General features: G+C 67.1%; 10 protein-coding genes. 1 reads left to right on the top strand and 9 read right to left on the bottom strand.

Annotated features, from left to right (window positions below):
- From GSQ89_RS38625 to GSQ89_RS22085, 7 genes are all read right to left on the bottom strand, one after another.
- A partial coding sequence (locus tag GSQ89_RS38625; protein ID WP_216856316.1) for a hypothetical protein occupies positions 1 to 319 on the bottom strand: 319 nt, incomplete at its 3' end.
- 10 nt (positions 320 to 329) lie between these two features.
- On the bottom strand, positions 330 to 3173 hold the full coding sequence (fdhF, locus tag GSQ89_RS22110) for a formate dehydrogenase subunit alpha (protein WP_158929249.1): 2844 nt from the start codon (positions 3171 to 3173) through the stop codon (positions 330 to 332).
- Between the two features lie 34 nt (positions 3174 to 3207).
- Positions 3208 to 4716 (bottom strand): NADH-ubiquinone oxidoreductase-F iron-sulfur binding region domain-containing protein, encoded by a 1509-nt coding sequence (locus tag GSQ89_RS22105; protein ID WP_174254907.1) that lies wholly within the window; start codon positions 4714 to 4716, stop codon positions 3208 to 3210.
- Positions 4713 to 5183, bottom strand: coding sequence for a formate dehydrogenase subunit gamma (locus tag GSQ89_RS22100; protein WP_158929247.1), 471 nt, complete (start codon positions 5181 to 5183; stop codon positions 4713 to 4715). Before GSQ89_RS22100 ends, GSQ89_RS22105 begins: the two co-directional genes overlap by 4 nt.
- 101 nt (positions 5184 to 5284) lie before the next feature.
- Positions 5285 to 5638 carry a hypothetical protein gene (locus GSQ89_RS22095; protein ID WP_158929245.1) on the bottom strand — a complete coding sequence of 118 codons (354 nt, stop codon included), beginning with the start codon at positions 5636 to 5638 and terminating at the stop codon, positions 5285 to 5287.
- A gap of 88 nt (positions 5639 to 5726) precedes the next feature.
- Positions 5727 to 6638 carry a tyrosine recombinase XerC gene (locus GSQ89_RS22090; protein ID WP_158929243.1) on the bottom strand — a complete coding sequence of 304 codons (912 nt, stop codon included), beginning with the start codon at positions 6636 to 6638 and terminating at the stop codon, positions 5727 to 5729.
- Positions 6639 to 6910: 272 nt separating this feature from the next.
- On the bottom strand, positions 6911 to 7792 hold the full coding sequence (locus GSQ89_RS22085) for a TauD/TfdA family dioxygenase (protein ID WP_158929241.1): 882 nt from the start codon (positions 7790 to 7792) through the stop codon (positions 6911 to 6913).
- Between the two features lie 132 nt (positions 7793 to 7924).
- Between GSQ89_RS22085 and GSQ89_RS22080 the strand changes: the two genes are divergently transcribed.
- Entirely contained in the window at positions 7925 to 10168 is a 2244-nt protein-coding gene (locus GSQ89_RS22080; RefSeq protein ID WP_158929239.1) for a tetratricopeptide repeat protein, read from the top strand.
- On the opposite strand, the gene GSQ89_RS22075 is transcribed toward GSQ89_RS22080, so the two are convergent.
- Positions 10141 to 11556 (bottom strand): inorganic phosphate transporter, encoded by a 1416-nt coding sequence (locus GSQ89_RS22075; protein ID WP_158929352.1) that lies wholly within the window; start codon positions 11554 to 11556, stop codon positions 10141 to 10143. The two genes, GSQ89_RS22080 and GSQ89_RS22075, sit on opposite strands and share 28 nt — an antisense overlap.
- Positions 11557 to 11897: 341 nt before the next feature.
- A complete protein-coding gene (gene trpE, locus GSQ89_RS22070) occupies positions 11898 to 13427 on the bottom strand; it encodes an anthranilate synthase component I (RefSeq protein ID WP_158929237.1) in 1530 nt (509 codons plus the stop codon).
- Between the last annotated feature and the right edge of the window lie 74 nt (positions 13428 to 13501).

Here is a 13501-nt window from a genome sequence, read left to right as displayed (position 1 = left end):
GGCGTGTCCCGGCCATCCGCGCTTCGTCCGTCTGTGCGAAGATGGCCGGGACACGCCCGGCCATGACGGGGAGAGGGTGCCTGGTCATGACACCAAGGGCGATGACGGGGTGGGTCGCCGCCGGTGCGCGGATGGCCGGGACACGCCCGGCCATGACGGGGAGAGGGTGCCGGGCCATGGCGGTGAACGCGATGACGGGGTGGGTCGCCGCCGGTGCGCGGATGGCCGGGACGCGCCCGGCCATGACGGGAGAGGGGTGTCCGGCCATGACGGGAAGAGAGTCCCGAGCCATGACGGGGACAACGTGCCGACTGGTCATGCCCAACACCTTACTTGCCCACCGGGGCGACCTCGATGCGGCGGTTCTCGGCGGTCAGGGCGCGGTATTCGACTTGCCACTCGGAGGGGCCGTTGGAGGGGGAAACCTGCACCGCGGTCACCTTGTATTCCGGGCAGTTCGTTGCCCAGTCGGAGAAGTCGGTGGTGACCACGTTGGCCTGGGTCAGCGGGTGGTGGAAGGTTGTATAGACGATGCCGGGGGCGACGCGTTCGGTGACTTTCGCGTGCAGTGTCGTCTCCCCTGCCCGGCTGCGCAGGCGGACCCAGTCGCCGTTCTTGATGCCGCGTTCCTCGGCGTCGTGGGGGTGGATCTCCAGCACGTCCTCGGCGTGCCAGACGACGTTTTCGGTGCGGCGGGTCTGCGCGCCGACATTGTATTGCGACAGGGTGCGGCCGGTGGTCAGCAGCAGCGGAAAGCGCGGGCCGACTTTTTCATCGGTCGGCACGTATTCGGTGATGACGAAATTGCCTTTACCACGCACGAAATGACCGATGTGCATGATCGGCGTGCCGTCGGGCGCGGCATCGTTACACGGCCATTGGATCGATTCCTGCTCCAGCCTGGCGAAGGAGACGCCGGAGAACGTCGGCGTGGTGCGGGCGATTTCGTCCATGATCTCGGAAGGATGATTGTAGTGCATGGGATAGCCCATGGCGTTGGCGATCGCCTGGGTCACTTCCCAGTCGCCCAGGCCGGCGCGCGGCTCCATCGCCTTGCGCACCAGGTTGATGCGGCGTTCGGCGTTGATGAAGGTGCCGTCCTTCTCCAGGAAGGTGGCGCCGGGCAGGAAGACATGCGCGTAGTTGGCCGTTTCGTTCAGGAACAGGTCGTGCACCACGATGCATTCCATCGCCGACAGGCCGGCGGTGACGTGTTTTGTGTCGGGATCGGATTGAACGATGTCCTCGCCCTGGACGTAAAGGCCAAGGAACGATCCTTCCACCGCCGCGTCGAACATGTTGGGGATGCGCAGGCCGGGTTCCGGGTTGATCTTCACGCCCCATTCGGCTTCGTAGATCGCCCGGACGCTGGGGATGTTGACGTGGCGATAGCCTGGCAGTTCGTGCGGGAAGGCGCCCATGTCGCAACTGCCCTGCACATTGTTCTGGCCGCGTAGCGGGTTCACGCCGACACCGCGGCGGCCGATATTGCCGGTGGCCATCGCGAGGTTGGCGATGGCCATGACCGAGGTGCTGCCCTGGCTGTGTTCGGTCACGCCCAGGCCGTAATAGATCGCGCCGTTGCCGCCGGTGGCGAATAACCGAGCGGCGCCGCGGACCAGGGCGGCGGGGACGCCGGTGGTGGCTTCCACGGCCTCCGGGCTGTGCCGCGGTTCGGACACGAAAGCAGCCCAATCGTTGAACGCGTCGGTATCGCAGCGTTCGGCGACGAAATCCTTGGCGACCAGGCCCTCGGTGACGATGACATGCGCCAGTGAGGTCAGCATCGCGACGTTGGTGCCAGGGCGCAGCGCGAGGTGATAGGACGCCTCGACATGCGGGGTGCGCACCAGGTCGATCCGCCGGGGATCGATGACGATCAGCTTGGCGCCCTGCCGCAGCCGCCGTTTCATGCGCGAACCGAACACTGGATGGGCGTCGGTCGGGTTGGCGCCGATGACCATGATGACGTCAGAGTCGTCGACACTGTCGAAATCCTGCGTGCCGGCCGAGGTGCCGAAGGTCTTGCCCAATCCGTAGCCGGTGGGCGAATGGCAGACGCGGGCACAGGTGTCGGTGTTGTTGTTGCCGAACGCCGCGCGCGCCAGTTTCTGCACCAGGTAGCCTTCTTCGTCGGTGCAGCGGGACGACACGATGACGCCCAGCGAGTCCTTGCCGGCCTTGGCCTGGATGCGCTTGAACTCGGAGGCGACGCGTTCGATCGCCACGTCCCAGGTGACTTCGCGCCAGGGGTCGCTGATCTTCTCGCGGATCATCGGCTTCAGGATGCGGTCGGGGTGGTTGGCGTAGCCCCAGGCGAAGCGGCCCTTGACGCAGGAATGGCCGTGATTGGCCTTGCCGTCCTTCCACGGCACCATGCGCACGACCTGGTCGCCGCGCATCTCGGCCTTGAAGTTGCAGCCGACGCCGCAATAGGCGCAGGTGGTGATGACGGAATGCTCCGGCTGGCCCATTTCGACGACGGATTTTTCCATCAGCGTCGCGGTCGGGCAGGCCTGTACGCAGGCGCCGCAGGACACGCACTCGCTGGTCAGGAAGGGTTCGTCCATGCCGGCGGCGATTTTTGATTCGAAGCCCCTGCCCTGGACGGTCAGGGCGAAGGTGCCCTGGACTTCTTCACAGGCGCGCACGCAGCGGGAGCAGACGATGCACTTGGACGGATCGAAGTCGAAATAGGGGTTGGACCCGTCCGTCACGGCGGACAGATGGTTCTCGCCTTCGTAGCCGTAGCGCACGTCGCGCAGCCCGACCTCGCCGGCGGCGGTCTGCAGTTCGCAATTGCCGTTGGCGGAGCAGGTCAGGCAGTCCAGCGGGTGGTCGGAGATGTAGAGTTCCATTACCCCGCGCCGCAGTTTCCTGAGTTTATCGCTGACGGTGTGGACCTTGATGCCGGGGGCGACGGGCGTGGTGCATGAGGCCGGGGTGCCGTTGCGGCCCTCGACCTCGACCAGGCAGAGGCGGCAACTGCCGAAACTGTTCAGGCTGTCGGTGGCACAGAGTTTCGGGACTTTGATGCCGGCTTCCATCGAGGCGCGCATGATCGACGTGCCTTCCGGCACCGTCACCTGGCGGCCGTCGATCGTCAGCGTCACCATCGTTTCAGAGGTGATCGCTTGGGTGCCGTAGTCGATCTCACGCACCATGTTGTTCATCGGCGGAGCTTCCTTTTATTGGGGCAGTTGCCGGTTATTCGGCGGCCAGGCGTTGGCCGCGCTGAAAATCTTCGGGAAAGAAGTTCATCGCGCTGAGCACGGGATATGGGATGAAACCGCCCAGCGCACAGAGCGATCCGAACTTCATGGTGTGGCAAAGGTCGCGCAGCAATTCCAGGTTGGCATCGACATTGGTACCGGCGAGGATCTTGTCCACGGTTTCGACGCCGCGCACTGAACCGATGCGGCAGGGCGTGCATTTGCCGCAGGATTCGGCGGTGCAGAATTCCATGGCGAAGCGGGCCTGGTGCGCCATGTCCACGGTGTCGTCGAACACCACGACGCCGCCGTGGCCGATCAGGCCGTCCTTGGCGGCGAACGCCTCATAATCGAACGGCGTGTCGAACAGGGAGGGCGGGAAATAGGCGCCCAGCGGGCCGCCGACCTGCACCGCTCGGATTGGACGGCCGGACAGGGTGCCGCCGCCGATGTCGTTGACCAGATCGCCCAGGGTGACGCCGAAACCGGCCTCGAACAGGCCGCCGTGGCGGATGTTGCCGGCCAGTTGGATCGGCATCGTGCCGCGCGAGCGACCCATGCCGATCGCCTGGTAGGCTTCGGCGCCATCGCGCAGGATGCAGGGGACGGTGGCGAGCGTCACCAGGTTGTTGATCACCGTCGGCTGGCCGAACAGGCCCTTGTGGGCGGGCAGCGGCGGCTTGGCACGCACCTGGCCGCGGCGGCCTTCCAGGCTTTCCAGCAGCGAGGTTTCCTCGCCGCAGACATAGGCGCCGGCGCCGACTCGCTGCTCGATGTCGAAGGCGGCGTTCAGGATGCCGGCGGTGCGGGCGATCGCCAGTGCCTTGTTGAAGGTGGCGATGCCGTGCGGGTATTCGGATCGGGTGTAGACGTAGCCTTTGGTGGCGCCGACGGCGAAGGCGGCGATGGCCATGCCCTCGATCAGGCTGAACGGATCGCCTTCCAAGAGCATGCGGTCGGCATAGGTGCCGGAGTCGCCCTCATCGGCGTTGCAGACGATGAACTTGCGTTCGCCCTTCGCTTCGGCGGTGGTTTTCCACTTGATGCCGGTGGGGAAACCGGCGCCGCCTCGGCCGCGCAGGCCGGATGCCAGCACGGTTTCGACCGTCGCGGCGGGGCCGAGTGCGCGGGCTTTTTCGAGGCCGGTCAGGCCGCCATGGGCGCGATAGTCGTCCAGCGACAGCGGGTCGACGATGCCGCAGCGGGCGAAGGTCAGACGGGTCTGGCGGGCCAGGAAGGGGATTTTTTCGGGGGTGCCGAGGCGCAGGTGTTCCGCGGTGGCGGTTAGCAGGCCGTCGGCAAGCAACGCGGGGATGTCGGTGGCCTCGACCGGGCCGTAGGCGATGCGGCCTTCGGCGGTTTCGACCTCGATCATCGGTTCCAGCCAGAACAGGCCGCGCGAGCCGGTGCGTACGATGTCGGCGTGGCCGTCCAGGGCTGCTGCCACTGCATCGGCGCCGACTGCCAGCGCGGCGGCGTCGCGGGGAACGAAAATCCGGGTCAAGACAACGTCTCCAGCATCCGGTCGATCCTGGCCGGATTCAGGCGTCCGACCGGGTTGCCGTCGAGCAGGGCGGACGGGCCGGTCGCGCACAGACCGAGGCAGAAAACCGGCTCCAACGTCACGGCGCCGTCGGCCGAGGTGCCGTGCCAGTCCACGGCCAATGCATTCCGCGCATGGGTACCGACTGCGTCGGCACCAACCGCTTGGCAGGCTTCGGCCCGGCACAGGTGCAGGACGTGCCGGCCGGGGGGCTTGCGGCGGAATTCATGATAGAAGGTGACGATGCCGTGCACCTCGGCTCGGGTGATGTTCAGCGCCGACGCTATCAGCGGTTCGGCTTCCAGCGGAATGCAGCCGAATGTGGCTTGCAGTTCGTGCAGAATCGGCAGGGAAGCGCCTTCTGTGGCGCTAAAGCCGGCAATGATGGCGCCTGCACGATCGGCATTCCATGGCTCGTAATTGGCCATTCAGGCCTCCCGATCCCGATATAATTTGTATTTGTACGAGATTTAGAGGCGCTCACTTGGGCAAATGCAAGAAAGCGGACCCATCCAACGATAGAAAAAATCTATCGATAAGCGGTGCCGTCGCCCTTTTCCATGATCACCAACGCGCTGCGCAGGCGCATGATGCCGCCCCTGGTCTGCCCATGTTCGCACATGCGGTGGCCCTCGGTCGTCAGGTCGGTCACCTCACGCGGGATCGGCGTGGCCGACAGGCGCACCAGTTCGCTGACCCGGTCCAGCAATTGCAGGCAGTATTCCGGCGTGTCGCTGGTGACGACCATGGGGTCGCCCTGCGCGGCATGGGCGGCCTGGGCCAGAGCCGAACCAGGTCCGGCCGAAATCGAGGGCATGGCACCAAGAGCGACCAGAAGGCCGACGGTCGTAAGCGATCGAGCAGGCAGCATGCTTTCGTCCATGCCATATCCTGCCTCTCTTTGTCCTGTGTTACACGTGACAACGCGTTCAGGCGGGCGGACGGTTCGGGGCCTCGCGCCCGGAACCGGGCTATCCGCGCGGATGGGTCTTCCGCCAGACCGCCAGCAGCGCCGTGTCGTCCACCGCCGTGTAGCGCTGCGTGGTGGACAGGCTGGCGTGGCCCAACAAATCCTGGATGGAACGCAGATCGCTGCCACTGGCCAGCAGATGCGTCGCGAAGGAGTGCCGCAGCGCATGCGGGGTCGCGTGCTCCGGCAGCCCGGCGAGGCGGCGATAGGTCCGCAGCACCTTCTGCGCCACCGCGGGGTCCAGGCGCTTGCCGCGCGCGCCCAGGAAGAGCGGGCTGTCCGATTGCCGGTCGGGGTGCAGGGCCAGCCAGTCCTCGATCGCGGCGCGCACCGCGGGCAGCACCGGCACGATCCGGGTTTTCGATCCTTTGCCGATGACGGTCAGCGACAAACTGGTCCGCAGGGCGATGGCGTCGCGGACATCCAGCCCCAGCGCTTCGGCGATCCGCAGGCCGCTGCCGTACAGCAGCGAGAAGAACGCGATGTCCCTCGCCTGGATCGCGGGATCGTCGGCGACGTCGCCCACGTGGTCGGTCACGTCACGGGCCTGGTCGATGGTCAGCGCGCGCGGCAGGGCCGGCCGGGTTCGGGCGGTGGAGACCAGGCGGACGGCGGCGATCTCGACGTTGTGGCGGCGGGTCAGGTAGCGGAAGAAGCCTCGCAGCGCGGAGAGATGCTGTGCTCGAGATGCCGCCACCAGCTTGTCGTTCGCCAGCGCGGCCAGCCAGGCGCGGATGTCCGCGGCGCGTAAGGCCGCGAGCGCGGCGAGGTCGGGTTCGCCGCCGAGGTGCCGGGTGAGGAAGCCGAGGAAGCCGGCCAAAGCGTGGCCGTATGCTTCCACTGTGTTGGCGGCGGCGTGACGTTCCTGCTCCATCCAGGTGAGGAATCCGGTGCGCGCGGCATCGGCGGTCATGGCAGGAATCGGACCGGACACGGGTGCCGGCGTTCGGGGGGCGGGGCGCCGGGGCATCAGCGTGCCGCGGGATCGTGGATGTCGGGGTGAGCGCGGTTTGGGGGCGTTCCGGCCAACCGCGCTTTGTCCGCCGGTGCGAAGATGGCCGGGACACGCCCGGCCATGACGATGAGGGTGTGCCCGGTCGTGACGGCGAGGGTGTGCGCGGCCGTGACGGTGGGTGTGTGCCAGGCCGTGTCGGAAGCTAAGGGGTCAGGCGGAAACAACGACGATCAAACCGGCTTGTCGCCGGCGACCGTCACCCGGAACCCCGAACGCGTGTGCGGCCAGTAATCCCACATCGCGCGATGCTGGACGCAGCGGTTGTCCCAGAACGCCACCGAGTTCTCCTGCCAGCGGAAGCGGCACTGGAACAGCGGGTTTTCGGCATGGTCGTAGAGATACGCCAGGATGGCGGCGCTTTCGTCGCGCGGCACGCCCAACAGGCGCTTGGTGAAGCCGCGATTGACGTAGAGCGCCTTGCGGCCGGTGACCGGGTGGGTGCGGATGACCGGGTGCTCCGCCCTGGGGTACACCGGTTTGTCGGCCACCCCGAGATTGGCGTAGGTGCCGCGATAGGACTCCTCGCCGTCGTGAACCGCCGTCATCCCGGTCAGATACGCCTTCATCCGGTCGGACAAGGCCTCGTAGGCGGCGTACATGCTGGCGAACAGGGTGTCGCCACCGCGGGGCGGGCATTGCTGGATGTACAGGATACTGCCCATCGGTGGTTCGGTGTCGCAGGACACGTCGCTGTGCCAGCCTTCGCCGTTGGCGCGCGGGCTGTCCTTGTCGGCGCGGATGATCATCAGCTCCGGATGGCCGGGGGCGTGCGGCGCGGCGGGGTGGATGTGCAGGTTGCCGAAGTTGCGGCCGAAGGACAGATGCTGGTCCTGAGTCAAATGCTGGTCGCGGAAGAAGATGACGCTGTTCTCGGCCAGGGCGCGGTGGATTTCGTCCATCTGATGGTTGGGCAGCGGGACGGACAGGTCGACCCCGCCGATCTCGGCGCCGATGATCGGGGTCAGCTTGTCGATGGTGATGGTCTCATAGGGCGTCGCGTCGTTGGGGACGTGGCGATACCGGGGACCGTTGTTGCCGCGCAGCGAGCTCATGGATGTTGCCTTTCCCATTGAACGTTTGGTGGATCATCCGCGCGGGTTCGGGGAATCGCAAGGGCGGAATGGCTTGCCGCTTGTGTGCCGATCGCGGTGAAATGGACGGCGAACAGGCTGAGGGGAGTGCCCATGCCGCCAGTCGATCGCACGGATACCGACCTTGGGCCGGATGTGGAGAACTGGCTGCACTCGGCGCGGGATGCGCGGGAGCGTGGGCAGATGGCCGAGGCGCGGGCTGTGCTGGAGCGGGCGGCCCAACGCTTTCCAGCCTCGCCAGCGGTGCTGCACGATGCCGCGCGGGCTGCCGAAGCGATGCGGGACTGGCCGGATGCCGAACGCCACTGGCGGGGTTTTCTCGCGGTGGCGCCGCATATGTGGTGGGCGCATACCGGGCTGGCCAACGCGCTGCGCGAACAGGACCAGCCTGAGGCGGCGGACGCCGTCCTGGCCGGTCAGTTCGTTCGGTTCGCCGGCGAGCCGTGGCTGTTTTTCGAATATGCCCGGCTGGCCGAACGCGGTGAAAACTGGGCCGAGGCGGCGCGACGATGGGAAGACGCCACGGCACGCTTTCCGGCGCTGTGGGAGGGGCATGGCGGACAGGCGCGCATGCTGCGGCAGCTCGGAAACATCGCGGGGGCCCGCCAGTTGCTGAGGGAGGCGGTCGCGGCCTTCCCGGACATGGCGCAGCCGCATCACGATATCGCCCGGCTGGCAGAGGCGGATGGGGACTGGACCGCGGCGGAGCAGGCATGGCGCGCCTATCTGGTTCGGGATGAGGCTCCGTTCTGGGCCCACACCGGCCTGGCCCTAGCCCTTCGCCGGCAGCAACGGTTTGCGGCGGCGGACAGCGTACTGGAGGGGCAGCGCGAGCGGTTTGGGCAGGAGCCCGGATTCCTGCTGGAATACGCCGCTGTCGCCGACGATCGCGGTGACTGGGCGACGGCGGCGGATCGTTATCGGATCGTGCTGGACCGGTTTCCCGACCAGCCGTTCGGCACCCTGGGCCTGGTCTATATGCTCGCCAGGATGGGGCGGCGCACCGAGGGCGACGATGTCTTGCGGCAAGCCATCGCCGCACATCCGAACGATTGGCGATTATGGCGTGCGTTCGTTCGGAACATCGCCGAAATCGGGGCGGCCGGCGTGCATGGGTTCCTGGAACGCGCGCAGCGGGCGCTGACGGCGGTGCCGGACGAACCGGAATCACACGGATATCTCGCCGATGCGCTGGCGGCCAACCTTCTGTTCGACAGGGTGGAGGAATGCCTGGCATCGGCCTGCGCGCGCTTTCCCGGTTCGGCCGACCTGCTTCGGCGGCACGCGTCCAACCTGGCGCAACAGGGGCAATGGGATCGCGCGCTCGCGGTTTATGACGACCTGGACCGGGTGCATCCGCCCAACGAGGCGATTGAGCGGGAACGGGTGGCGATGCTGCTGGCGGCCGGACGGTGGGACGAAGCGGATGCGCGTTTGGCCGTCGCGCTCGAGCGGTTTCCCGGGGCGGCCGAACTGCATGTGGCACGGCTCGATGGCATGATCGGTAGCGGGCAACTGGATCGGGCGGTGGAACAATGGCGGGCGATCGAGGTTCGGTTCGGTTCAAGTGCCTCGGTTGGCGGGCCGTTGTTCGAGCGGCGCACCCGGCTGCTGGGGCTTGGGTACGACCCGGTGGAAACGACGCCGTCCGTGGCGCAGCCGGCAATGCAGGCGGCCGCGGTCGCCGCCGGGTTCGAGAGCCTGGGCGGCCTCGGGCTGGGATGCGAGTTCGGGCTGTTCCAGCGTTGGCTGGGCCTGGAACCGCTGGGCCTGCTGCGCTGGGCCGATATCGACGTGGACGGATTGGCAAGCGCGCTGGAGACCGGGTTCGAGGGTGTCGGCGAACCCGATCAAACGGACTTGGAAACGACCGGCGGGACGCTGGATGAATATGTCTCGGTGGATCGGCGGTTCGGCATCCGCCTGCACACCTATGTGCCGGCGGGACAGGTCTCGGCGGAGCGGATGCTGGCGCAGACCTGCCGTCGCCTGTCGTTTCTGCGGCGGAAGCTGTTGGACGATTTGCGGCGGGCGGAGAAAATCTTTGTGTACAAGCATGCCAGACGGGTGCTGACCAGCCAGGAACTGGAACGGATCGGCCGAGCGATCCGGGTGTACGGGGATGGCATGCTGCTGTATGTGCGCTGGCAAAATGAGCAGCATCGTTTCCCGGCGGTGAACAGGCCGGCGCCGAACGTATTGGTGGGGTATATGGACACGATGGGGGTGACCCCGGACGGGAATCCGTTGCCGATCCCGTACCAGTCGTGGACGACGCTGATCACGCAGGCCCGCGTTGTGGCGGCAACTCAGAAATTCGGATTGTCCAGCAGGTAGAACAGGCCGCCGGCCAGCAACATGGTGACCGGCAAGGTGAACACCCAGGCCAGCGCGATGCGGGTCAGCATGCCGATTTGCACGCCCTGGCCGCCGGTGATCATGGTGCCGGCGATCCCGGAGGTGATGATGTGCGTGGTGCTGACGGGCAGGCCGGTGAAGCCGGCGGTGCCGATCAGGATGGAGCCGACCAGCTCCGCACTGGCCCCCTGCCCTGGGGTCATATGCTGCTTGCCCAGCCGCTCGCCGAGGGTGCGGACGACGCGCTTGTAGCCGACCATCGTGCCGGCCCCCAGGCACAGCGCGCTGAGCACCCGCACCCAGATCGGGGCGTATTGCACGGGCGGACCCATGTCCTTCCGCAACCGAGCGGCGGTGGCTCGGTCGGCGGGGCTGGCGTTGGGGGTTTCCTCGACGTGTTTCATTTCGCTCAGCACGAAGTAGACGTCGCCGCGCAGCCGTGACCGGGTGGCGCGGAGGGCGGCGGCGGCGGTTCGGTCGAGCGGTGCCGGTTCGACCTGGCCGCTGATGCCCGGTCCGGCCTGGTGCAGCGCTGCCGCCGCCCGCAGCGCCTGGTCCTTCTGGTCGTCGCCGTAGTGCTGGATCAGCGGGATGGCGGCGGCGGCGTTTTGACCAAGTTGGGCGAGCTGTTGCGGTACCTCGGGGTTGAGGGCGAACGCCGCGGGCATCAGGCCGATGATCGTCAGCATGATCAGGCCGATGCTTTTCTGGCCGTCATTGGTGCCGTGGGAGAAGCTGACCGAGGTGCAGGTCAGGATCAGCAGGCCGCGCAGCCACCAGACCGGAGGTTCCCGGCCCCTCGGCGGCTCGAACAGGCGGCCGCGGCGGACGACCAGGCGCAGGATCGCGTAGGCGCCGCCGGCGCCCAGCAGGCCGAGGATGGGGGAAATCGCCAGGGCTTTCAGAACGGTGACGATCTGGTGCCAGTCCACGCCCTGACCGAGGCCTCGGGATCGCAGCAGGGCGTCGCCGCACGCCACGCCGATCAGAGCACCAATGATGCAGTGGGAACTGCTGTTGGGGATGCCAAACGCCCAGGTCAGCACGTTCCAGAACAGCGCGGAGGCGAAGATCGCCACCAGCATCGGCACCGCGGGCGAACCGTCCGGCGGGGTCAGCACGTCCGGCGGCAGGATCTCCACCAGCGTATAGGCCACCGCGATGCCGCCCACCATTACGCCGATGAAGTTCAGCAGGCCCGACCAGATGACCGCCGGAACGGGGGGCAGCGCGTTGGTGTAGATGACGGTGGCGACGGCGTTGGCGGTGTCGTGGAAACCATTCGTCGCCTCGAAGGCCAGCACCAGCAGGAAGCAACAGACCAGCATCGCAACGACGATGTCGGACGACGGCGAAAAGTGAGCCAGCATTCAGCCTCCGGGCACGGCACCGGTCGCCTGAACGGGCGACCGGCCGATCCGGTGCATGACAATCCGGAGACTTTGTCCCATCCGGCGACCAGGGCGATCGGGTGAGGCGAAGGAAGGCCAGGGCTCTGCCCTGGACCCGCCAAGGGGCGAGGCCCCTTGGAACCTGGTTGAGGTTTGGGGTGAAGGAGGGCCTACTCGGTGGTTGCGAGGTCCATGTTGGCCCTCCTTCACCCCAAACCTGAATGGATTCCAAAGGCTCTGCCTTTGGCGGGGTCGAGGGGCGGCGCCCCTCGCCTTGCCTTGCCTTTCCCGATTCCCTGGCCTTCGGCGGGACAGGTCTACCCCGGGTTGTTGCCGCCGCCCTTCCCTGCGGCGAAGCGTACGGCTTCCTCCGCTGCGCGCACCAGGGCTCGGGCTTTCTGGCGGCATTCCTCGTATTCCGCTTCGGCGACGGAGTCGGCGACAACCCCTGCCCCGGCCTGGACGTACATCATGCCGTCTTTCACCAGTGCGGTGCGCAGGCCGATGCAGGTGTCCATGGCACCGTTGGCGCCGAAATAGCCGATGCAACCGGCGTAGATGTTGCGGCGGTCGGGTTCCAGTTCCTCGATGATCTCCATCGCACGGACTTTCGGCGCGCCGGACAGGGTGCCGGCGGGGAAGCCGCCGACCAGGGCGTCCAGCGCGTCCAGCCCGTCGCGGATGCGGCCCTCGACGTTGGAGGAGATGTGCATCACGTGGCTGAACCGCTCGACGATGAAGCTTTCGGTTACCTTCACCGACCCGATCACGGAGACCCGGCCGACATCGTTGCGGCCGAGGTCGAGCAGCATCAGGTGCTCCGCCCGTTCCTTCGGATCGGACAGCAGTTCGGCTTCCAGCGCCTGGTCCTCGTCATGCGTCGTGCCGCGCCGGCGAGTGCCGGCCAGCGGGCGCACGGTGACTGTGCCGTCGCGCAGGCGCACCAGGACCTCGGGCGAGGAGCCGACGATGGAGAAGCCGCCGAACTCCAGGTAGAACAGGAACGGTGCCGGATTGATCCGGCGCAGCGCGCGGTAGAGCGAGAACGGCGGCAGCGCGAAGGGGACGGAAAACCGTTGCGAGAGCACAATTTGAAAGGCGTCGCCGGCGGCGATGTATTCCTTGCAGCGGGCGACGCCGGCGATGAAGTCTTCTTTGGAGAAGTTGGACGCGGGGGCCGGCGGATCGGGCAGCATCACCGGCGGCGGCTGGTGCGGCAGCGGCCGTTCCAGTGCGGCCTCGGCGGCATCCAGGCGGGTCTGCGCGCGCTGCCAGGCGGTTTCGGCCGAGACGTCGCCGGCCGGATAGGCGGGGGTGACCACCGTCAGCTCGTCGTTGACGTTGTCGAAGATGGCGAACAGCGTCGGGCGCAGCATGATGCCCTCGGGCACGCCGATGGTGTCGCGGTTCTTCGCCGGCAGCACCTCCATCTGCCGCACCATGTCGTAGCCGAGGTAGCCGAACAGCCCGCCGGCCATCGGCGGCAGGTGGGCGGGCACGTCGAGCTGGGTCTCGGCGATCAGGCTGCGCAGGCTGTCCAGCGGCGGCCTGGTCTCCGGCACGAAGGCGTGCGGGGCCGATAGCGCGTGGCGGTTGATCGACGCGACGCCGCCCTGGCAGCGCCAGACCAGGTCGGGCTGCATGCCGATGAACGAATAGCGGCCGCGGGCGGCGCCGCCCTCGACGCTTTCCAGCAGGAACGCATTGGGCTGGCCGTGTGCCAGCTTCAGGAACGCCGCCACCGGGGTTTCCAGGTCCGCCACGGTCTTGCGCCACACCAGGCTGCCGCGTCCTGCTTCATAGGCCAGGCGGAAAGCGGCAAAACCGGGGGTGACCGAGACGTTCATTTCACTCTCTTGGTGGTGGTGGTTGGATTAACTGTGGTTGGCTTGGGAAGCCGCGGCGAAATAACTGAATCGTT

The sequence above is a fragment of the Acidisphaera sp. S103 genome (assembly GCF_009765975.1).
Classification (GTDB): domain Bacteria; phylum Pseudomonadota; class Alphaproteobacteria; order Acetobacterales; family Acetobacteraceae; genus Rhodopila.
Note: the sequence above shows the minus strand (reverse complement) of the source record. Positions and strands in the feature narration are given on the sequence as shown.

Coding starts and splice junctions, on each gene's coding strand:
- fdhF (WP_158929249.1), bottom strand. CDS start 3,173: ATGAACAACATGGTGCGTGAGATCGACTACGGCACCCAAGCGATCACC.
- GSQ89_RS22100 (WP_158929247.1), bottom strand. CDS start 5,183: ATGGCCAATTACGAGCCATGGAATGCCGATCGTGCAGGCGCCATCATT.
- GSQ89_RS22095 (WP_158929245.1), bottom strand. CDS start 5,638: ATGGACGAAAGCATGCTGCCTGCTCGATCGCTTACGACCGTCGGCCTT.
- GSQ89_RS22090 (WP_158929243.1), bottom strand. CDS start 6,638: ATGACCGCCGATGCCGCGCGCACCGGATTCCTCACCTGGATGGAGCAG.
- GSQ89_RS22085 (WP_158929241.1), bottom strand. CDS start 7,792: ATGAGCTCGCTGCGCGGCAACAACGGTCCCCGGTATCGCCACGTCCCC.
- GSQ89_RS22080 (WP_158929239.1), top strand. CDS start 7,925: ATGCCGCCAGTCGATCGCACGGATACCGACCTTGGGCCGGATGTGGAG.
- trpE (WP_158929237.1), bottom strand. CDS start 13,427: ATGAACGTCTCGGTCACCCCCGGTTTTGCCGCTTTCCGCCTGGCCTAT.